This window comes from Shewanella sp. SM73, from assembly GCF_025653795.1.
In the GTDB taxonomy this organism is placed as follows: Bacteria; Pseudomonadota; Gammaproteobacteria; order Enterobacterales; family Shewanellaceae; genus Shewanella; species Shewanella oncorhynchi.
The window spans coordinates 134096-155478 of record NZ_JAKKRY010000011.1; the positions used below are offsets into that span (position 1 = coordinate 134096).

Genomic DNA, 21383 nt, shown 5'->3' on the forward strand with positions numbered 1-21383 from the left:
TTGGCAAAAAAGTGTCAATCCCAATTGCCATAAGCCTGTGCAGCGAGATTAAAACGTATGCTTTAAATTAGTGTTCTCACATAAAACCACAAATATCTTCTGGTTATAGGCTAACGTCTAATAGTGGGCTTTAGACCTCCTTGCTAATAATAGAAGCAGGAAGGGGTAGTTATTGCGGCTGACGATGTGAGTCGCAGTCCTGATTGGAGGACATATGTTGACCGAACAGCAAAATGCATCTGTAGCGCAAGCCACAAATCAAAAACAGAACCAACAAAAACATCAAGCGTTGCACCAAGCATCCTTGCTTAATAAAGCCGAATTCTGGGGAGAAGCGGCGAAGACGCTCGATTGGATTAAACCGGCGCAAACGGTGCTCGATGAATCGCAGGCACCGTTTTATCACTGGTTCGCCGATGGTGAGATGAACACTTGTTATAACGCCGTTGACCGCCATGTGTTGGCTGGACGCGGTGACCAAGTGGCTATCCAGTATGTGAGCCCAGTGACAGACACTGAATACGGCATTAGCTATGGTGAGTTACAGGCTCAAGTGAGCCGACTCGCGGGCTTTATGCAATCTATTGGTATAGGAAAGGGCGACCGTGTGGTGATTTATATGCCTATGGTGCCTGAAACCGCCTTCGCTATGCTGGCCTGTGCCCGCATAGGTGCGATTCATTCGGTGGTTTTTGGTGGCTTTGCTGCCAATGAGCTCGCGACTCGGATCAATGATGCTAAGCCTAAATTGGTCTTGTCGGCATCTTGCGGCATTGAGCCTTCGGGCGTGATCCCTTACAAGCCTCTGTTAGATAAAGCGTTAGCTCAGTCAGTACATCAGGTTGATCACTGCCTAATTTTGAATCGTAGCCAGTATCAGGCCGATTTATTTGAGGGCCGTGACTTAGATTGGCAAGCCGCATTAGCAACTGCACCTAAGGCCGATTGTGTTGCGCTTAAGGCTACCGATCCCTTGTATGTGCTTTATACCTCAGGCACCACGGGTCAGCCTAAAGGTGTGGTACGCGATAATGGTGGCCATGCCGTGGCTCTGGCTTGGTCGATGCAGCATATTTACGATATTCAAGCGGGTGATGTGTTTTGGGCTGCGTCCGATGTGGGTTGGGTTGTGGGTCATTCTTACATAGTGTATGGGCCACTGCTGGTGGGCGCTACAACCTTAATGTATGAAGGCAAACCTGTTGGTACGCCAGATCCCGGCGCATTTTGGCGCACGATTGCCAAATATAAGGTCAAAAGCTTCTTCACCGCGCCGACGGCCATTCGCGCAATTAAGCGTGAAGATCCTGACGGTGAATATCTACAAGGTGTTGATTTAAATTGTCTTAAAAATGTGTTTTTGGCGGGGGAGCGTTGCGATCCCGACACTTTAGTTTGGGCACACACTAAACTCGCTAAACCTGTTATTGATCACTGGTGGCAAACCGAAACGGGCTGGCCTGTCGCAGCAAACTTGATGGGTACAGCACCGGTTACCATTAAACCAGGTTCGCCAGCTTTACCTGTACCGGGTTATGCGGTTGAAGTGCTGGACGAATTAGGTGAGCAAGTTGCGGTCAATACTTCAGGTAATGTGGTTATTAAATTGCCTCTACCGCCGGGAACCTTAACGACACTGTGGCAAAATGATCAACGCTATCAAGATAGTTACTTGTCTATGTATCCGGGTTACTACTTAACTGGCGATGCGGGTTATACCGATGAAGACGGCTATCTCTACATTATGAGTCGTATTGATGACATCATAAACGTAGCGGGGCACAGGCTATCGACGGGACGCTTCGAAGAAGTGTTATGTCAACACCCTGATGTGGCCGAAGCCGCGGTAATTGGGGTAGATGATCAGCTTAAGGGCCAAGTTCCCCTCGGATTAGTGGTACTCAAGAAAGGCGTGACGATCAGTGATGAAGAGCTGCATAAACAGTTAATAACCCTGGTACGCCAAGAAATTGGTCCCGTCGCTTCCTTTAGGTTAGTGAGTGCGATTCAAAAATTACCTAAAACGCGCTCGGGTAAAATTTTACGCGGTACTATGCGAAAAATTGCCGATAATCAGCAATATACTGCGCCAGCGACCATAGAAGATCCACAAACCTTAGAGCTAGTGCGCACCGCGCTCACTCGTATGGGTTATGCCGATGCCTTAGTGTAAGAAATAGAGCGTAAAGGCTTTTATAGGAAGAGTGTAAAGGTCTTATAGAGAGTTGAAATATCAAGGTGATAGTAAACTGACCAAGCTTGCTATCGCCTTTTTCTCATGGCATTTCTTATTTCGGTAAAATCAAAGATTGAAATTTTCACCTCAAATTTGCTAGTCTTGCAGGCTCATCACGCACAGTTATCACGTAAAATCATCACCTACAGTTTTACTGTAATCAAATGGCTTAGGGACGACCCTAAATACGCCTAATCTAACATGGGGACGACCCCTTTATGGGAGTTCACTATGAGTTGGTTCTTATTAGTTCTTGCGGGTTTATTCGAAATTGGTTGGGCTATAGGGCTTAAATATACCGACGGTTTTACGCGTTTGTGGCCAAGTATCTTTACAGTAGCGTCGATGGCAGTGAGTGTGTTGCTACTAGGACTCGCGGTTAAGCAGCTACCTATCGGTACGGCTTACGGCGTGTGGGTCGGTATTGGCGCTATGGGCACCGCAATTGCGGGAATTATCCTCTTAGGAGAAGGCGTTAGCTTACTTAAAATCGCCAGTTTGATATTGATATTACTGGGTGTTTTAGGGCTTAAACTTGCCCATTAATTGACGGTTCTATTAGGGCGTGTTGACGTTTCGAGATTAAATTTTGTTCGCTCTGGCAAGCTCGTGATCACGAAACGAGGAGTGACGTGTAGTTATTCTACTCAAATGACGAGTGACAAAGAGCAAGAGCTTGCCAGACGAACCCTTCGGGCAGCGTTTGGCTGGCGTTTCTGCTGCGTTATCGCCCGTTTATGTAGAATAACTACACTGCTCGGGCTTTGCCTTGCATAAAAGCCAGCCAACTCGCTGCAAAAACAACCCTGAAACGTCAACACGCCCTAGATAAAATGAGACCTAAACGATTGGTACTTTCGGCACAATCGAAATTGCCAATCGTATGTCTCTGGTAATTAAGTTACAAAGATCGGTATAATTACCCCTCAAAATTGGTTAGCTCTAACCTCTGTGACCCGTGGGAATAATATAATGCAAAACCACAGCAATCTTAATGATATCGGCGTAATTGGCCTTGGTGTTATGGGTAAAAACCTTGCGCTAAACATCGCAGATAACCAATATCACGTCAGCGCGTTTGACCTCGATCCTGTTAAAGTTAATGGTGTAATACAGCAAGAAAAACAGGAACGTGCTGGACTCGAGTCTCGCATTCTTGGCTGTGCTAATCTTACCGAAATGTTAGCCAGTCTCACAAAACCCCGTATTTTTGTGCTTTCTGTTCCCGCGGGTGCACCCGTCGATGGTGTCTGTAGTGCTTTGATTTCTGCCGGAATTGAGTCCGATGATATTGTGATCGATACTGGTAACAGCCTATGGACTGACACTGTTGAGCGTGAAGCGCGCTACAAAGGTCAGTTTGTATTTTTCAGCTCTGCAGTTTCGGGCGGTGAAGTCGGTGCGCGTTTCGGTCCATCACTTATGCCAAGCGGCGATATCGATGCATGGCATCACGTGGCACCTATTTGGAAAGCGATTGCCGCTAAGGTTGATGCCAAAACTGGGCTACCTATCGAACGCTTCGAGCCGGGTAATCCCGTGACAGAAGGCGAGCCATGCACGACTTATATTGGTCCTGCGGGTTCTGGTCATTATGTGAAGATGGTGCATAACGGTATTGAATACGCTGACATGCAGTTGATTTGCGAAGCCTATCAAATGCTGCATGACGGTTTAGGCATGAGCGCTGCAGAAGTGGGCGATGTGTTTGAACGCTGGAACAAAGGTAGTTTAAACAGCTATTTGATGGGGATCAGTGCCGAAGTCTTAAAACAAGCCGATCCATTAACGGGTAAACCGCTGGTGGAAATGATCTTAGATAAAGCGGGCCAAAAAGGCACAGGTTTGTGGACGGCCGTGAGCAGTTTACAAATTGGTTGCCCTGCACCGACGATTGCTGAAGCTGTGTATGCGCGCGCCGTAAGTACCCAAAAATCCTTACGTCTACAACTTAGCCAGAAATTGGCTGGGCCAAATGCACCTGTTATCGATGACGCACAAAAAGCACTGTTGATCGAAGCCCTTGAAAGCGCGTTATATTGCGCGAAAGTGTGTTGTTACGCCCAAGGCTTCCAGTTGATGGCGATGACGGCTCATGAACAAAAATGGCAGTTAGACTTTGCTGAAATTGCAAAAATTTGGCGTGCGGGTTGTATTATTCGCGCGACTTTCTTGCAATCAATCACTCAAGCCTATGAAGACAAATCTGATCTTAGCAATCTGTTGATGGCGGACAGTTTTGCGTCTGCCTTGTCTGAAAAGCAAGGCCTATGGCGTACCGCAGTCGCGACTGCGGTGATGCAAGGCATTCCAGCACCTTGTATTAGCTCGGCTCTGGCGTATTACGACAGTTACCGCTGCGAAACATTACCGGCAAACTTGCTCCAAGGTCAGCGTGACTTTTTCGGTTCCCATACATTTGAGCGTATCGATACCCCAGCAGGCGAGAAATATCACTTAGATTGGAGCGCCAAAGAGCGTACCTTAGCTAAGGTTTAGTCTAAGGTTCTGCCCGCTAACAAAATGAAAACGCCCTTATCAAGGGGCGTTTTTTTTATGGTCGATGATTTTATAACGGCTTATGACTTTTTGACTTCAATTCATTTTAAGTCACTAAGCTAAATCTTATGCTTGAAGTCCTAAGAATTCAGTTCAGATGAAAAGGCGATCAGCTTTTGCCAGAGTGCTTGGGCGACAGGGCCTAAAGGTGAGTGGGGTTTTCGCATCACATAGTAATCGAGTTGAATGTTGTTTTGCCTTTCACGCAGATCCAGTGCAATCAACGCGCCCTGTTTGAGTGAATCTACAATCATATAGTGCGGCAGCTTGCCCCAGCCCATACCACTTTGAATAAGCATTTTTTTAGTGTAAAAATCATTAACATACCAACGTCGTTGCCCCGCCTGTACCCCAAACTCAATATTCGCAGTGCCTGAGCCCGTATCTTGGATCACGATTTGGTATTCATTAACGAGCTCTCGTGCGTAGGTCAGTGTCGGATGACGCTCAAGCATGCGCGGCGCGGCAACATCGAGAAGGCTACCGGAAAATAAATAGGCTAATTCTAAATGACTCGAGCGTATGGGCTCAATTCCGCCTGCGGAGATGATGATTTCAGCTTTATCTTGATTCAGCGCTTCGAGTGCACCAGTTAAAAACTCTTGTTTGAGAATAATTTGGGTATAGGGAAACTCATTTTGAGTCAGCTCTAAAATCGGCAAAATTCGAGCGAGATTAAAGGAGGCTTCAAAAGCTAAGGTGATGCTTGCTTCGTTACCTTTGGCTAAATGCTTCGCTACTTGCTTCATTTCTTGCGCTTCATTCAGTACCCGCAGGGTATGTTGCAGCAGTTTTCGACCTTGCTCAGTGATGGCGAGTCGATAACCTTCGCGATTAAACAGGATAAGATCGAGTTGGGATTCTAACTGTTTGATACTTTGGCTAATGGCGGGTTGGGTTTTATGTAGCTTGTCACTGGCAGCTTTGAGTGAGCCCGCCTCAGCTACGGTTTTAAACATCAGCAGTTGATCTAAGGTCACAAGGATTGCTCGCAATTTATAAATTATTAGTTTAGGAGATATTAGATTTTATTCCATATTTATTTATCTTTTATCGGCTCATAATCGATTCCATTCTCGTTCGTCGTCTGCGAATTTATGCCCAAGACTGACGGCAAATATCACGTTTAATGGGGTGTGTGCGATGCGATTTTTAAACTTATGTGATACCAAGGTTTTAAGTATCAATGGCTTAGTTGCAGAGGTTGATACACAGAAGTTATTCCTTTGTGCCAATACACTCAATCGCGCCGCTGCAACCGTCACACTGGCGATGAGCATAGTGTTTTTTATCTCGGGATTTGCCAAGTTATTTGGCGTGCCTATGTTCCATGTTCCGTTTACTTTGATGAATCTTCCCACCGGATTTGGCTATTTTATTGGTTTGATGGAAGTGATTGGTGCCCTTGGGTTGTGTCTACGTGACTACCGAGTGCTATCGGCGAGCGGTTTACTGGCGATTATGATGGGGGCGATTTATTTCCACTTTAATTATGAAGCGCCGATTAATGCACTGCCCGCATTGAGTTTATCGGCTGGCCTCTTTCTGGTTATCAAACTGGATGAAATTATTGAGCGTTTAGTGCAATTTCAGCGGCAGTTGGTGCTGAATCGCTCCGCATTTTAAGCGTGCATTGAAGTGTTATGTAGAACCGTGAGTTAAGTGAGAAATGCTGAGTTTAAAGCCAGTAGTACAGATATAAGTTAATCAACACGAGAGGATTATGATGCAAGTTAACGCGAGTCGTATGCCTGTGCTATTTGTGCCCCATGGTGGTGGCCCTATGCCTTTGCTCAATGATGTTAATCATAGGGAGTTGCGTGCATTTTTAACTTCAGTAACAGCGCCAATGCCAACTCCGAAGGCGATTGTGTTGATCACTGCCCATTGGGAAGAATCTGTGGTGACTTTGTCGAGTAGCCCAAAGCCAAGTATTTTGTATGATTACTATGGATTTCCACCTGAGGCTTATCAGCTGACATATCCTGCACCCGGTGAGCCAGAATTAGCCGCACAGATTGCGAATATGCTATCGGATAAGGGCATCGCCGCCCGCTTAGATAGCGAACGCGCATTTGATCACGGTACTTTTGTACCACTTAAGTTGATGTATCCTGAGGCGAATATTCCCGTGGTGCAGATGTCGTTAGTCCACAGCCTCGATCCTAAAATCCATATAGCGATTGGGGAGGCTTTAGCGCCGCTGCGGGACCAAGGGGTGTTGATCGTGGGGTCTGGCATGTCGTTTCACAATATGCGGGCATTTTTCTCAAGCGATCTCACAGTGCAAAGCCGCAGTGCAGAATTTGATCATTGGTTGACGCAAACTTTAACGGCAAGTGTTAGTTTTGCCGAGGTAAAAACAGCGTTAATTCATTGGCAATCAGCCCCTGAAGCGCGTTTTAGTCATCCGCGGGAAGAACATTTATTACCGCTACATGTGTGTTTTGGTGCAGGCCATAATGGTTCATCCCATGCCGAACGCAACTTTAATGGTATTTTGTTAAACACGCTGATCTCTGGTTATATCTGGCAATAAATGGGGGGAGGATTGCCCTCGTCGATAATAAGCCAAATTGAAGTCGTGCAGCTGCCAATAAAAAAGGTTCGTATCTATCGAAGATATGAACCTTTTTTATTCAGGATCGTTTGTCCTAGCTTAATGGTTTTACTCTCATGCGGTAAAAACTAAACCCACGCTAAACAAGGTACTGAAAATCATGGTTAACTTAGCTGTACGGCCGAGTAACGGATTTAAGGCTTCACCAGAAACCGCATAAAAATCGCTACTGAGTTTGCGGGCAATAAGCAGAGATAATCCCGCAAGTAGTACTGGTAAGCCGGGTAAAATACCGAATAAAAAGCCAGCGATGACTAAGCCAAAGGGCAAATAGATTAAGGCTTGATAAAGCACTTTTGCCTGAGCTTCGCCAATACGTACCGCTAGAGTATGTTTGCCCGCTTGGGTGTCGGTACGGATGTCGCGAGTGTTATTCACCAACATAATCGCAGCGTTAAATAAGCCAATCGCACAACCTAATAACCAAGCATTAATAGTCGTATCGCCTGCCTGCAGATAATAACTGCCCACCACTGCAACTAAGCCAAAAAAGACAAATGCTGCTACTTCACCGAGCCCATGGGAGGCGAGGGGATAGGGGCCACCACTGTAGCCAAGAGCACCTAAAATAGCGGCTGCGGCGAGAATGGCGATGGGCCAGCCTCCGTGCCAAATCAGATATGATCCCACGGCAAGCGCCATTAAGAGACAAAATATCATGGCATTGCGAACGCTTGTTGGTGAAATTAAACCACTTTGAGTCACGCGAACGGGCCCTAAGCGCTCGTCTGTATCTATGCCGTTTTTAAAATCAAAATAGTCGTTAGCGAGGTTGACGGCGATTTGTAATAAGACAGCACACAACATTGAAGTGGCAGCGATTAACCAGCTGTAACTCTCAAGATGCAGGGCGAGAATGTTGCCTATCAGTAGGGGACCTATGGCCGCGGGTAGCGTACGGGGTCTTATTGCTAAAATCCAAGGATTCATGGCGTCCAGTCGTTATTGGTAAATGGAAATGGTACCGAGCAAGGGCTCAATTAGCGCATAGCATAACAAGATTTAACACGAAAGTGAGCACTATCTAATAAACGCATTTAACAGAGTTTGAATTGGCGCACATATGTTCACTGATGCAGGATGAGATTTGTCGTTAAGTTCAAAGAAAATCAAAAAAGTCTGTGTTTCCATAGTTAATGTCGATGGAGGCTTTGTGCTGTCCATGACATAGGCGTAACGCTAAATACTCTGTTTAGTAGATAGCATAGGCGGTTGTTACCCTATGCCCGTTATTTTTTGCTGCTACAACAATGCCGATAAGGACATATTTGGATGCGTTTTGACAATAAGGTGGCATTAGTCACTGGGGCTGCGGCTGGGTTAGGTCGAGCGTATGCCATCATGTTGGCTGAACGGGGGGCAAAAGTGATACTCGTCGACCAGCCGTTATCGTCCTATGAGTCAATTTCCACCGACGGCGCTCAGACGAGCCAAGCCAACTTAGAATTAATGCAGACCTATTGCAGCATTATTAAACTCGGTGGAGATTGCATTTATTTTGTGCTTGATGTGAGTCAGCGAAATGAAGTGAATAGCATGATCGAAGAGGTGATCCTACGCTGGCATCGCATTGATATCTTGATTAATAACGCGGGCGTTTATGGTGCTTGTCCCTTTGAGCACATTAAACTTGAGCAGTGGCAACGGCAATTGGATGTCGATCTCAATGGCAGCTTTTATCTCACTCAAGCTGTTTGGCCTTATATGCAACAACAGCATTTTGGCCGGATAATGATGACAACGGGAGCCTCGGCCTTGTTTGGTGACTTGCACCAAGTTGGTTTTAGTGCAAGCAAGATGGCGCTGGTCGGCATGGTGAATAGCTTATCATTAGAAGGTGAAATTCATAATATTCGAGTCAATAGTTTATGCCCTCAGGCCGTAACCGCGATGACGGCCAAACATTTAGCGAGTGCGATTCAGCCGCTATTTTCCTTTGAATCATTAACGGCGACTACGGCTTTCTTGGTGAGTGAACAGGCGCCAAATGGTCAACATCTACTCGCCGGAGCGGGCAGTGTTAGCCACGGCATGTTTGTCGAATTTCAGCCTATGTATTTTAATGAAGGTCTTTTTACGCCAGATAACCTCGCGCAGCAGTGGCCACAGTTACACCAATCCTTCCCCGTGACTTTGCACTCCTGTGGAGAGGATAAAGTGTTGTCTTGGTCTAAGTTAAGTGCGCTAGAACATCACATTAAAATCGATTGATTCATCATGCTTGTATTTGAACTAAGCCTGCATCTATAGCGATTTAAATGCAGTAAGTGGCTCAATAAAGCCGTAAATGCTAACCACAATAAATAACATAGACACTCCAGCGTGCCTCGTTTAATTCCTCACCGTTGGAGTGATGATTTGATTGTGAATAATCGATAGAAGACTGGTCAGCTTAAGGCTAACTGAGTTACCCTTTAAGATTAATTGCTAATTACGCAGTAGGATCCCATGAGTCAGGTATTAGACGATCTTTTATCATTACTTTCCCTTGAGCAAATTGAAATTGGCCTCTTTCGTGGTCAAAGCCAAGATCTGGGTTTTGGGCATGTGTTTGGTGGTCAGGTGATGGGTCAAGCACTGAGCGCCGCAAAACAGACTGTAGCTGCTGAGCGTAAGATCCATTCATTACACTCCTACTTTTTACGTGCAGGTGACGAGAAGTTGCCGATTGTTTATGAAGTAGAAAATATGCGTGATGGCGGTAGTTTTAGCGCTCGTCGGGTTAGTGCTATTCAAAAAGGTCGCCCCATTTTTCATATGACCTGCTCCTTCCAAGAACCTGAGGAAGGCTTTAGTCATCAAGCCGCTATGCCGCAAGTGCCCGGACCTGAAGGTTTGTTGAATCAGCAGGAATTGGCGCTGACGATGCGGGATAAAGTACCGCCGAGCATACTTGAAAAGTTTATGGCCGATGCGCCAATTGAGATGCGATTGGTCAATCCACTGCACCCTTTTGCGCCTAAAGAAACCGAGCCGTACCGTTATGTTTGGATGAGGGCTAATGGCCCTATGCCAAATGATGCCCATATCCATGAATATTTACTCGCCTATGCCTCAGACTTTAACTTTTTAGTCACGGCAGCTCAGCCCCACGGTGTATCCTTCTTAAGTCCAGGGGTACGAATGGCGACGATCGACCACGCGATGTGGTTCCACCGCCCGATTAATATGGGGGAGTGGTTGCTTTACAGTATCGATAGCCCTAATGCTAGCGGTGGCAGAGGTTACGTCAGAGGGCAGTTTTTCAATCAACAAGGCGAGTTAGTGGCTTCTTCTACCCAAGAAGGCCTGATACGCATGGTAAAAGGACGTTAGTATGTATCTGAAAATAAAATCGTTTATATTGTTCTCTCTCATGGCTGTCTTGCTCAATGGCTGCGTGACTGTAACACCTGAACAACCGATTATCATCAATGGCGCAGCTGGCTATCTAGAGAAGATCCCATTACCTCAAGGCTGCCAAATCATTATTGCCATTATTGATTTGAATACTCCAGGCGTCATCGTCGCACAAAAAACCTTCAATATCGCCAGAGCACCTGTGCCATTTAAATTTACACTGCCCGCTAAATCGATCGATAAAAGTATCCAATATGGGGTGGTGGCGATGATCAAGTTTCAAGACCAAGTGATTTTCCAAACCTATGACAGGTTCCCAGTTATCAATAATGATAAGTTCACGACAGAAGTGCTAATGAAAGCGGTTATGGCGAATTAACCACTGGCCATAACTGCAATAATATTGTTTTTATATTGATGAAGATTTAGCCCTTTCAATTCGATATTGAAAGGGCTTTTTTGTGGTCAATAATCCGCTTGCTATGCTGTAAATGTGAGATTAAGTATTAATTTGCTCTATACAGGATTAAGAATATTAATGCATAAGTTAGTTAATTTTTATAAGGGGTATCATTTTGTAAAATATTATACAAATACAAAATGCATACAATTTGTTAATTTAACGTTTCTTTTTTTGTGCTCTATTATTTCAATTTATGGTGTTTTGTGTTTATTTTGTAACTAATGATATTTATAAAAAAGAGTATTTATTTACGGGGATTTATTCTGTTTAACCTAATGCTATTTTTGAGCCGACACTTAAAGGTTAATTTTAACGCTATGATTTAATGTTTATTATTTGTTTTTATCGACTTTATACTACGACTTATCGTTGGGACATAAAACAGTCTGATAAAGGTTCTATGGATTTATTTTAACAAGGTATGAGGTTGTTCATCATTTACTGAATTGCGTTCTGTTAATTTGCTGTTTTAATTTGTATCATCGCGTGTTACAAATTGTCGCGATAAAACTCAGTGATCATCATCACAGTAAATTGAATGGTTATTCATAAAAAATGTCAGTTACGGGTGATGTTTTTGGTTGTCGCAGCGTTTTCATGCCACCCAAACCTGAGTTTTATAAATCATACAACTTATAAGAATTAGGGAAGTTACAATGAAAACTAAAATAGCATTAGCAGTGTCTATGGCACTGTTATCGTCGGCGGCAAATGCACAAACCGTATTATCACCTACGGGTGAAACCTTGCAGTTAGATATTCCAAGTGAATTACAAGTCACTTCATTACGCGGTAACGCTGCCGGAGCTGAGGTTAAGTTTGTACCAGAAGCAGATTTAGGTGAGGGTGAATATACTTATATCGTTCGTTTACGCGATAGTTCGGTTGCTAATTACCAAGGAACTATTCCAGGATTGAAAGCGACTAGTTCACAAAGAGTGCAGGTAAACGGTACTTCAAAAGTTGCTGTGAACGGCAAACTTGATGCTTCTAAAGCTGAAGTCAAAAGTTATGTTAGTTATTTGAAAGTAAAACAGAACCGATTTTTAGCTAACGCGAGTGCTGCTATTGGCACCAATCTGCAACCATTAACGACATATCAGTATGCGTTAAACGGTATGGCGGTTCGCATGACTCAAGCTCAAGCGAAGAAAATGGCTGAGTTACCTGAGGTTGCGTTTGTTGAGCGCGAGCGCATGGAGCAAATGGAAACCGATGTCAGTCAAGCGCTTATCGGTTCTCCTAATGTATGGGATGGCAGTGCGACGGGCACGAAAGCCATGGGGGAAGGCGTGATCGTCGGTATTATCGACTCAGGTATTAACTCAGATCATGCTTCATTCGCTGATGTTGGCCAAGATGGCTATGACCACACAAACCCATTAGGTCAAGGCATCTATATTGGTGATTGTAAAACTGATTTCGCGAGCATGTGTAATGACAAGTTGATTGGAGTTCGCAGTTACTCTGAGATAACAAATAACTACGACGATGCAAAAGTGTTTGGTGACACCCCTCCAGCTAAAAATGGTGAGGATTACGGTGGGCATGGTACTCACGTTGCGAGTACCGCAGCAGGTAACATCCTAGTGAATGTGCCTTATGTGCAAGGTGAAACAGGTAAGTTAGAAAGCGATGGCATTGCGACAGGCCTTGAATTTAAACAAATCTCAGGTGTTGCACCACATGCAAACATTATAGCTTATCAAATTTGTAATCCGGGTAATGCGGGCGACACTTATTCTGGCTGCCCGACCGCACCGATTTTAAAAGCCTTAGATGATGCGATTAAAGATGGCGTCGATGTGCTGAACTTTTCTATCAGTGGCGGTGGAAACCCGTGGAATAGTGCGACGGAACAAGGCTTTTTAGCCGCGCGTAATGCGGGGATTTTTGCTGCAGTGGCTGCGGGTAACACACGTGCCGCGACAAACACGAGCCCTGCGATTAATCAAATACCTTACTCTACGCCTAAAAATGCACCTTGGTATACTTCGGTCGCTAACTCGACTCATAACCGTGACATAGTACGCGCCGTGGAATTTAATGGTAAAAACTATCATTACACTGCTGGTTCTGGTCCGGTTCAAACTGAAGTGCTCAAAGGTGTTCCCCTTTATGCTGGCGCAATTGATGCGACCAATTTTGAAGCCTGTAAACCGTTCCCAGCAGATGCCTTTAAAGACAAGATCGCCGTTTTAAGACGCGGTGTTTGCTCATTCGATATCAAAGTGGCCGCAGCAATGGAAGCTGGCGCTAAGGGTGTGATTGTTTTCAATAGAGATGGTGAAAATAATGCGCGTCTGACTATGTCGGGGCTGGATAAATTGAATATTCCAGCGGTATTTATTGGTGATATTGATGGCTTAGAATTGATTGCTGCTATGGCGGCAAATCCTGCTCTTGAAATCACGCTGTCTCCAACCCCTAAAGTTGCCAGTAAAGAAGCGGATGTTTTATCTGCCAGTTCATTGATTGGACCTAATCTGACTAACGATGTACTCGTACCCTATGTCGCTGCACCGGGCAGTGACATCTACGCTGCTTATTCCGACCAACAGTTTGGCCATGATGAAACAGGTACAGATCCTGCTGATTTCACTTTGATGTCAGGTACTTCAATGGCGAGTCCTCACGTTGCCGGTGCTGGTGCGTTACTTAAATCGCTGCATAAGGATTGGACGCCAGACAACATTCGTTCTGCGCTAATGATGACGTCAACGACAGCCCAAGCCATGAAAAAAGCCGATGGTAAAACCGTTGCTGATCCGTTTGACGTAGGAGCCGGTCGTATTCGTGTTGATTTAGCGGCAAAAACGGGCTTAGTGATGGATGAAAGTGCCTTAAACTACGAGATTGCTAATCCTTCGACAGGTGGCGATCCACGTAAGCTAAACATTCCAAGCATGGCTGATTCACGTTGTATCGATACTTGTACTTGGACACGTACTGTCACTGCAACGGCTGATGGTAGCTGGACTGCAAAAGGCGTTTCCGCAACGGATAAATTCGCGTTAACTGTGACGCCAGAAAGCTTTAATCTCAAAAAAGGTGAAAGCCAAACGATTACAGTGACTGCGGATGTGACTGACGTCGGTGCAAGTTGGGGCTTTGGTAACTTAGTATTAACGTCCGATACTTTCCCAACGGCTAATATGCCGATCGTAGCTAAGATAGCTAAACGCGATTTACCTGCTTTGGTTAATGTTTCAGCCTCACGTGATGCAGATGAACGTAATTTGGCGCACTTGAAAGCGATTGATCTACCGGGTGTTGCGGCGACAGTGACTGCACTTAAGTTAAGCGCTACTTATGAATCAAGTGTGAAACAGGATTCAAATACCGGTAGTGCATTTGATGATTTGGCCGATGGCGTAAAAGTATTTAGCTTTAACGTTGAAGACAAAGCTTTATATTTCAATGCATCAATCGGTAATACAACCTCTCCTGACTTAGACATGTTTGTGATACTCGATAAGAAAGATGGTAGCAAGCTTTCAATTGCTGCATCTTCTGCTTTCGAGGGTTCAAAGGAAAGTGTATCTATTAAGAACCCAGTGAAGGGCGAGTATATTGTCGTTGTACAAAACTATCAGGCATCTACAGCCGATGCGGATGATGCCTTTAGTTTGAAACAAGTGACGTTATACGATGAAGCGGGTGATAACTTAACAGCAAATCTTACGGGTGATCATAAAGATTTCAATGTCAACTTAGCATGGAAACAAGCGATGCTAGTGGGAGATGCTGGCATAGCTATGCTGACGCTGACCACCACTGATGACAAAGTCGCACCAGTTGAAATTCCGGTCGTATTTGAGCGCGTCAGTGATGACGTATTACCTTCTCTAGGCAGTACTGTTTCTGGTGAATTAACACCTGGCACCGCTAAAGTGATGAAGACACGTATTGAAGCGAACAAAACGCAAGAAACTCGTGTTTACACCCTAGAGGCGTTATTACCAGAAGGTCACGAAGTGGCTAATATCAGCCATCAAGGTGCGCAAGTGGGCAATAAGATCACTTGGACTATCGAAATGGCCTCTGGTGCATCGGCATTAGATGTCACGTTTGACTTAGTGCCACGTAAGGCGAGTCAAGGCAACATAGTGGCATTGACCAACAAAGTGAATAACGACTCGGCTGAAATCTTAAAGCAGGAGTATCAATTTGATGTTCCAGAAGTGGCGCCAGTAGCTGTGATTGAAGCTCCTGCCACTGTCCAAGAAGGTAAACCTTTGTTCATCGATGCGAGCAAGTCGTCGGATGCCAACAATGATCCTTTGACCTACAAATGGACTCAGTTAGGGGGCGCTAGCTTTAACTTTGACGCTAATGCGGCCAAGCTTAATCTCGTCGCACCAAACGTGAGTGGCTCTGCTCAGACGGTTTCATTCCAACTGACAGTATCTGATAACCACGGCAATAAAGATTCAAGTGTTGTGTCTGTATCTGTGACTGAAACACCAGCCAAGAAAGATGATGGTGGTGCCTTAGGTTGGTTAAGCTTGTTGTTGCTACCTTTTGCTTTTGGTCGTCGTAAACAAGGCTAAACCCTCAGAGTAAAATCGGAAGGTTTAATGGTAAGAGTGAAGGGCTGATATTGATATCAGCCCTTTTTGTATTTGCTGGTTTGGGTTAGCGATTTGACATTAAAAAATCGACAAATGCGCGGTCTGCTTGGCTGACGGGGCGCTGCTTTTTCCATGCAATATGGAGGTTTAAAAATACCGGTGGATCGAAGGGTTTGGCTAAAATGTCATCTTTTGAGCTTATCGCCATCTCAAGTACACTGGTGATCCCAAATCCTTGGGAAACAATCTGTTTAATCAGATTAATAAGATTGGTCTCGAAGGCAATATTGGGCTTTTTGCCTAATTCTTTGGCTTGAGATAGTATCCACTCACGGTGGAAATAACCTGTTTTGAACATCACTAATTCATGGTCGAAAAAGTCATGTAGACTCACAGCGCTATGTTCTGCTAAAGGGTGTTCAGCACCCATGGCGATCACCATTTGCTCACGGATCAACAGCTGACTATCAAATTCGGGTTGTAGGTCTTGGGCGGTAATGATCGCAATATCCACTTCTTCCTGTTGCAACATGCGCAGTGCATCCCGCGTCCCGCCTTCAAACAGTGATAGTTTCAACTCGGGGTATTTATGCCGAAAAGCCATTAAGCGCGAGGGGAGATAGAAAGAACCCAGCATGCCCGGCACGGCAATGCGGACCTCTCCCGAGGTGAGATTGGCCATGGCGCGGATTTGCGCTTCGGCCTGCTTAACTTGTTTTAGGATCAAAGTGGCGTGTTGATGCAGGACTATACCTTCGGCCGTGAGTGTGAGCAGTTTATCATTCTTGTTGCTCGTACGATTGACTAAGGTGACGCCGAGTGCGACCTCTAAGCGCTTGATACTTTGACTTAACGCGGGCTGAGCCATATTCAGTTTCTTGGCTGCGGCGGTAAAGCTGCCGGTATTGGCAAGGGCATCTAAATGTTTGAGTTGGCGAATATCCATTAATCGGGCTCGTACTATTTTATTAGTGGCAAGAAGTGTACTTTTGGTGCGCTATTTCTATAACAAAAATCAATGATTACGATAGATATTATCTATTATTGTTATGTTATGCCCAGTGATAATCTTTGTCTATCCTATGAGTGATACTTGGTTGAGGCTCCCGTGCAAGCCGTATTAGATACTATGATTGACAATAAACAGCGTGACACCCGATTGATGTGGGCGCTCTGCGTCGCTTCAGTGGTGGTCTATATCAACTTGTATTTAATGCAAGGCATGTTGCCGCTGATTGCGGAACATTTTGCGGTATCAGGCTCTAAAGCAACCTTGATCCTGTCGGTGACCAGTTTTTCCTTAGCCTTTTCATTGCTCTTGTATGCGGTACTGTCAGATCGTATCGGTCGACACACTCCAATTATTGTCAGCTTGTGGTTATTGGCATTGTCTAACTTACTATTAATTTGGGCACCGGATTTTAATGGGTTAGTGCTAGTACGATTGCTACAAGGTGCATTACTCGCTGCCGTACCTGCGATTGCCATGGCGTACTTTAAGGAGCAATTATCACCAAGCACTATGCTGAAAGCCGCAGGCATTTATATCATGGCGAACAGTATTGGCGGGATTGTTGGACGTCTGCTCGGTGGTTTAATGTCGCAGTTTTTATCTTGGCAAGAATCTATGTGGTTGCTGTTTCTAGTGACGTTAGCGGGGGTGGCTTTAGTGAACTATTTGCTGCCTTCACTTGCCGATGCGCAGTCGATGTCCCCCAGTAACACTGAGCCTTCCTTATCAAAACGCGTCCGTTTAGCGCAAGATCTTCATGGCTTTAGTCATCATCTCACCGATGCGCAAATGCGTTTGGTCTACGCGATTGGTGGCTTGACCTTTATGATGATGGTGAATCAATTTAGCTTTATTCAACTGCATTTGATGGCTCCACCCTATGAATGGAGTCGTTTCCAAGCCACCTTGATTTTTCTGTGTTATTCCAGCGGGACTGTCGCTTCGTATTTTACTGCAAAGTGGCTCGCCAAATTTGGTCAACATAAGTTGTATCAATGGTCTTGGTGCGTGATGTTACTCGGCAGTTTACTGACCCTGTTTGATACGACCTTAACCATTAGCTTAGGTTTTTTAATGACCGCCTGTGGGTTCTTCCTTACCCACAGTTGTTGTAATTCCTTTGTTGCAATGCGGGCCAGTCGTGATCGAGCTAAGGCAACGTCACTCTATTTATGTTGTTATTACTTAGGTGCTGCGATTGGCGGCCCTTATTTGATGATGTTTTGGCATGAGGCGCAGTGGCGAGGTGTGGTGATGGGGTCGTTAACCTTATTAGCCTTGATCGCCTTAGCTATCACCCGTTTGCATTACCATCAAACTCATGTCAAACGGGCGTTGGTCTAAAGCTTAAATATGCCTTTTAGTCATCGGAATTAATGTACTGTTTGCGGTCTAAATCGTATTTACGCATTTTGTCGTAGAGGGTTTTTCGGGGCAGTTCTAGCTGCTCCATGGTCTGCTTAATACTGCCCTTGTTGTGGCTAAGTGCTTCTTCAATCAGTACCCGTTCAAAAAACTCTACCCTTTGTAGCAGGGACATACTCGAGTGCAGGCTTGGAGTATTGCCTAACGTGCCAGCAAAGGCGGCTTCTCCGCCCAGCAGCACAAAGCGTTCGGCGAGATTACGTAACTCACGCACATTGCCTGGCCAGTCGTGGGAAGTAAGTATCGCGTTTTGCTCTGCATTTAAGGCGATAAGCGCTTTGTGATAGCGTGCCGATGCGACGCGGGCAAAGTGTAAAAAGAGTAACGGAATATCTTCACGGCGATCTCTCAGGGGAGGGATGGGTACAGTCACCAGATTTAAGCGATACAACAAGTCTTGGCGAAATTCCCCGGTGTCACACAGGCTCTTTAAATCTACTTTAGTGGCGGCGATTACCCGTATATCAAGGCTGATGCTTTTGTTTGACCCTAAACGTTCAACCTTACGATCTTCAAGCACTCGCAGCAGTTTTACTTGCAACGACAGTGGTGTACTTTCAATTTCATCTAAAAATAACGTGCCACCATTGGCATATTCAAATTTGCCAATGCGCATCTTATCGACGCCAGTAAAGGCCCCCGCTTCGGCGCCAAAGAGTTCACTTTCAATCAGGTTTTCGGGGATTGCACCACAGTTGATGGCGACAAAGTTAGCTTGGCTGCGGCTGCTGTGGTCGTGTAAATAGCGGGCAACAAGTTCTTTACCTGTACCTGTTTCGCCTTCAATTAACACATCCGCAGGCGTATCTATCACTTGCGTTATGATGTGGCGCATACGGTTGATGCCGACACTGTTGCCCAAAATACGAGGGCCCGGTACGCTTTGGCTTTCGAGATCCTTTTTAAGCTTGCGGTTCTCTAAGGTCAGACTGCGTTTTTCTAAGGCGCGTTTAACCACATCGAGTATATGTTCGTTATTAAAGGGTTTTTCGAGGAAGTCGTAGGCGCCTTGTTTTAACGCATTGACTGCCATGGCTATATCACCAAAACCAGTGAGTAGCACGACGGGGAGATCGGGATCTTGCAGACGGATTTGTTGCATTAAGCTGATGCCGTCTAATTGTGGCATGTTGACATCCGATATCACCATTCCCGCCCAATCTTTATGCAGCAACTTAGCGATACCTTTGGGTTCTGTGGTGGCGAGCGCCTTAATGCCCTCCAGTTCAAATAGTTGAACGAGAACTGTGCCTATGTGCGGCTCATCGTCGATGATGAGAACAGAATAATCTTGAATTGAATTGGGCACACTCATAAAACTAACGTTCCTCGAGCAAGTAAATAGGTAAAATAATCTGGAAAATAGCGCCACCCTCTTCGGCATTGGCAACGTTAATTTGGCCTTGCATGGATTCGATAATACGTTGTGAAATCGATAAGCCTAGCCCCAGTCCGTGCCGTTCGTTGGTGGTAAAGTAGGGTTCGAAGATTTTCTCCATTTGGCTTTCACGTACACCCGGGCCTGAATCTTGGATACTGATGCAAAACTTATCCTCACTGGTCACGCGGATAATCAATTGGCGTTTAACCGATTGTTGCATAGCGACAATGGCGTTGCTCATAATGTTGACAAACACTTGTTGTAATCTAACCTTATCGCCCCAAACCTGATAGTTGCCGTTGGGTAATTGCACATCGAGTTCAACACCCTGTTTATCAATTGCAGGTTGAACTATGGTCAGGGCTTGCTTGATACAGCGGCCAATATCGGTTGCGCTATCAGCGCCTTGGCTCTTGCGGGTAAAGCTTTTAAATTGCCCAACAATATCGGCTAATCTGTCGGTAAGTTCAATAATAATCTTGATATTATCCAGTGCCTTATCTTGCATATCACGGGCGAGAAAAGTTTGGGTATTTTGGGCATAGCTGCGAAGTGCCGCGAGTGGTTGATTGAGTTCATGGTTAATACTGGCGGATAAACTTCCGATCACTGTCAGTTTTGCCGCTTGGATCAGTTCATCTTGAGTATCTTTGAGCTGATTGTTAGCCTGTTGTAAGTCCTGAGTACGTTCTTCAACTCGCTGTTCTAACAGGCTTTGTGCTAGTTGCATTCGGTGTAGATTGCGACGGCGCTCGGCGTTAAATAGGATGCTGAGTGCCAGCAAAAGATAAATACTGGCTGACAGTAACATCAGTGCGGGCAAAGAGGTCAGTAAAGGTTTGATTGGCGCTAAGATGTGTACTCGCCAGCCTGCCTTCGCCATTGATTGGTGGATGTCCATGTATTGTTCATGGTCTGTACCCGTTTGCAGCTGGTAGAGCATAGCTTGACTACCACTTTCATAGGGCGGCTTCATCAACAACTCTCCTATGGGACGTTCTGCATAGCGTTTTGAGGCATTAAGGGCATATTGCTTGGCTTGGGTAAGCGGGGTTAGTGACTTTAACCGCCATTCATCGATACTGGAAATAAAGACGATATCTTCAGGATCACTGATAAGGAATTGATACTGACCCGCAATCGCAATACTGGTACTTTGTTGCTCTATGTCGGCAATATTAACTTTGACTATGATGGCTCCAAGTATGCCTTTACCACCTTGTTGATAAATAGGGTAAGAGAAATAAAATCCGCGCTTATCTGAGCTGGTACCCACTGCATAATAACGGCCTAGATTGCCCGAGATAGCATCTGTGTAATAGGGTCTAAAGGAGTAGTCCTTGCCTATAAAGGAAAAACTTTGTTGCCAGTTACTGGCGGCAATGGCGATACCTAAGGCATCAATCAGATAGATATCGGATGCTTCGGTGACATGCTGAATTTCTTCGAGATATAAATTAAGCTCTTGAACTTTATCTAGATTCTGCTGGTCGTTCAGGACATTGGCGAGCATTGGGTTAGTCGAGAGCACGTGGGGAATACTTTCGTAGCGCGATAGTGCACCATCGAGAAAACTGACTAATTCCTTTAGTTGTTTCTCCGATTGCTTTTGGATCTCGATTTTACCTTGATGCAAATGCACCCAGTAGGTCAGTTTGAGGGTTGCAAATAGGCCTGCAAGTAACACAACGGTCAGAAAGAGGCGTTTCTTGGCCTTAGGCGTCATGGGCAACATGGTGGTTATCCTGATAAAGCAACGGGATCAATAACTGAT

15 protein-coding genes are annotated in these 21383 nt (G+C 45.2%); 10 read left to right on the forward strand and 5 right to left on the reverse strand.

Annotated elements, in window-relative coordinates; translation table 11 throughout:
* Window positions 1–214: 214 nt before the first annotated feature.
* From L5M51_RS15615 to gndA, 3 genes are all read left to right on the forward strand, one after another.
* Window positions 215–2173 carry a propionyl-CoA synthetase gene (locus L5M51_RS15615; RefSeq protein WP_263173674.1) on the forward strand — a complete coding sequence of 653 codons (1959 nt, stop codon included), beginning with the start codon at window positions 215–217 and terminating at the stop codon, window positions 2171–2173.
* 294 nt (window positions 2174–2467) lie between these two features.
* A complete protein-coding gene (sugE, locus tag L5M51_RS15620) occupies window positions 2468–2782 on the forward strand; it encodes a quaternary ammonium compound efflux SMR transporter SugE (RefSeq protein WP_028761104.1) in 315 nt (104 codons plus the stop codon).
* A 426-nt stretch (window positions 2783–3208) separates the two neighbouring features.
* Entirely contained in the window at window positions 3209–4735 is a 1527-nt protein-coding gene (gene gndA, locus L5M51_RS15625) for an NADP-dependent phosphogluconate dehydrogenase (protein WP_263173677.1), read from the forward strand.
* Window positions 4736–4875: 140 nt separating this feature from the next.
* Here the strand turns inward: gndA and L5M51_RS15630 are convergent, their stop codons facing one another.
* Window positions 4876–5775: a LysR family transcriptional regulator gene (locus L5M51_RS15630; RefSeq protein ID WP_263173679.1), complete on the reverse strand. Its 900-nt coding sequence runs from the start codon at window positions 5773–5775 to the stop codon at window positions 4876–4878.
* A 163-nt stretch (window positions 5776–5938) separates the two neighbouring features.
* Here L5M51_RS15630 and L5M51_RS15635 point away from each other — a divergent pair, with 163 nt between their 5' ends.
* Both L5M51_RS15635 and L5M51_RS15640 read left to right on the forward strand, forming a co-directional pair.
* A complete protein-coding gene (locus L5M51_RS15635) occupies window positions 5939–6421 on the forward strand; it encodes a DoxX family protein (protein ID WP_263163470.1) in 483 nt (160 codons plus the stop codon).
* A gap of 97 nt (window positions 6422–6518) precedes the next feature.
* Window positions 6519–7334 (forward strand): DODA-type extradiol aromatic ring-opening family dioxygenase, encoded by an 816-nt coding sequence (locus L5M51_RS15640; RefSeq protein ID WP_263163468.1) that lies wholly within the window; start codon window positions 6519–6521, stop codon window positions 7332–7334.
* A 135-nt stretch (window positions 7335–7469) separates the two neighbouring features.
* Here L5M51_RS15640 and L5M51_RS15645 read toward each other — a convergent pair whose 3' ends face one another.
* A complete protein-coding gene (locus L5M51_RS15645; protein ID WP_028761099.1) occupies window positions 7470–8345 on the reverse strand; it encodes a 1,4-dihydroxy-2-naphthoate polyprenyltransferase in 876 nt (291 codons plus the stop codon).
* A 342-nt stretch (window positions 8346–8687) separates the two neighbouring features.
* Here L5M51_RS15645 and L5M51_RS15650 point away from each other — a divergent pair, with 342 nt between their 5' ends.
* From L5M51_RS15650 to L5M51_RS15665, 4 genes are all read left to right on the forward strand, one after another.
* Window positions 8688–9626 (forward strand): SDR family NAD(P)-dependent oxidoreductase, encoded by a 939-nt coding sequence (locus L5M51_RS15650; protein ID WP_173243966.1) that lies wholly within the window; start codon window positions 8688–8690, stop codon window positions 9624–9626.
* Between the two features lie 237 nt (window positions 9627–9863).
* Window positions 9864–10730 (forward strand): acyl-CoA thioesterase II, encoded by an 867-nt coding sequence (gene tesB / locus L5M51_RS15655; protein ID WP_028761097.1) that lies wholly within the window; start codon window positions 9864–9866, stop codon window positions 10728–10730.
* A 1-nt stretch (window position 10731) separates the two neighbouring features.
* Window positions 10732–11133, forward strand: coding sequence for a YbaY family lipoprotein (locus tag L5M51_RS15660; RefSeq protein ID WP_131523152.1), 402 nt, complete (start codon window positions 10732–10734; stop codon window positions 11131–11133).
* A 740-nt stretch (window positions 11134–11873) separates the two neighbouring features.
* Window positions 11874–15770: a S8 family serine peptidase gene (locus L5M51_RS15665; RefSeq protein ID WP_263173680.1), complete on the forward strand. Its 3897-nt coding sequence runs from the start codon at window positions 11874–11876 to the stop codon at window positions 15768–15770.
* An 85-nt stretch (window positions 15771–15855) separates the two neighbouring features.
* On the opposite strand, the gene L5M51_RS15670 is transcribed toward L5M51_RS15665, so the two are convergent.
* The gene (locus L5M51_RS15670) at window positions 15856–16737 is read right to left on the reverse strand and encodes a LysR family transcriptional regulator (protein ID WP_028761094.1); all 882 of its coding nucleotides are present in this window, start codon (window positions 16735–16737) and stop codon (window positions 15856–15858) included.
* Window positions 16738–16899: 162 nt separating this feature from the next.
* Here L5M51_RS15670 and L5M51_RS15675 point away from each other — a divergent pair, with 162 nt between their 5' ends.
* The gene (locus L5M51_RS15675) at window positions 16900–18147 is read left to right on the forward strand and encodes an MFS transporter (RefSeq protein ID WP_263148775.1); all 1248 of its coding nucleotides are present in this window, start codon (window positions 16900–16902) and stop codon (window positions 18145–18147) included.
* Between the two features lie 16 nt (window positions 18148–18163).
* Here L5M51_RS15675 and L5M51_RS15680 read toward each other — a convergent pair whose 3' ends face one another.
* On the reverse strand, window positions 18164–19543 hold the full coding sequence (locus tag L5M51_RS15680) for a sigma-54-dependent transcriptional regulator (RefSeq protein WP_173497699.1): 1380 nt from the start codon (window positions 19541–19543) through the stop codon (window positions 18164–18166).
* Window positions 19544–19547: 4 nt separating this feature from the next.
* A complete protein-coding gene (locus L5M51_RS15685) occupies window positions 19548–21344 on the reverse strand; it encodes an ATP-binding protein (RefSeq protein WP_263148751.1) in 1797 nt (598 codons plus the stop codon).
* Window positions 21345–21383 lie beyond the last annotated feature (39 nt).

Excerpts from the sequence above, each read along its gene's own strand:
- L5M51_RS15615 (WP_263173674.1), top strand. The coding sequence starts at position 215 with ATGTTGACCGAACAGCAAAATGCATCTGTAGCGCAAGCCACAAATCAA.
- sugE (WP_028761104.1), top strand. The coding sequence starts at position 2,468 with ATGAGTTGGTTCTTATTAGTTCTTGCGGGTTTATTCGAAATTGGTTGG.
- gndA (WP_263173677.1), top strand. The coding sequence starts at position 3,209 with ATGCAAAACCACAGCAATCTTAATGATATCGGCGTAATTGGCCTTGGT.
- L5M51_RS15635 (WP_263163470.1), top strand. The coding sequence starts at position 5,939 with ATGCGATTTTTAAACTTATGTGATACCAAGGTTTTAAGTATCAATGGC.
- L5M51_RS15640 (WP_263163468.1), top strand. The coding sequence starts at position 6,519 with ATGATGCAAGTTAACGCGAGTCGTATGCCTGTGCTATTTGTGCCCCAT.
- L5M51_RS15645 (WP_028761099.1), bottom strand. The coding sequence starts at position 8,345 with ATGAATCCTTGGATTTTAGCAATAAGACCCCGTACGCTACCCGCGGCC.
- L5M51_RS15650 (WP_173243966.1), top strand. The coding sequence starts at position 8,688 with ATGCGTTTTGACAATAAGGTGGCATTAGTCACTGGGGCTGCGGCTGGG.
- tesB (WP_028761097.1), top strand. The coding sequence starts at position 9,864 with ATGAGTCAGGTATTAGACGATCTTTTATCATTACTTTCCCTTGAGCAA.
- L5M51_RS15660 (WP_131523152.1), top strand. The coding sequence starts at position 10,732 with ATGTATCTGAAAATAAAATCGTTTATATTGTTCTCTCTCATGGCTGTC.
- L5M51_RS15665 (WP_263173680.1), top strand. The coding sequence starts at position 11,874 with ATGAAAACTAAAATAGCATTAGCAGTGTCTATGGCACTGTTATCGTCG.
- L5M51_RS15670 (WP_028761094.1), bottom strand. The coding sequence starts at position 16,737 with ATGGATATTCGCCAACTCAAACATTTAGATGCCCTTGCCAATACCGGC.
- L5M51_RS15680 (WP_173497699.1), bottom strand. The coding sequence starts at position 19,543 with ATGAGTGTGCCCAATTCAATTCAAGATTATTCTGTTCTCATCATCGAC.
- L5M51_RS15685 (WP_263148751.1), bottom strand. The coding sequence starts at position 21,344 with ATGTTGCCCATGACGCCTAAGGCCAAGAAACGCCTCTTTCTGACCGTT.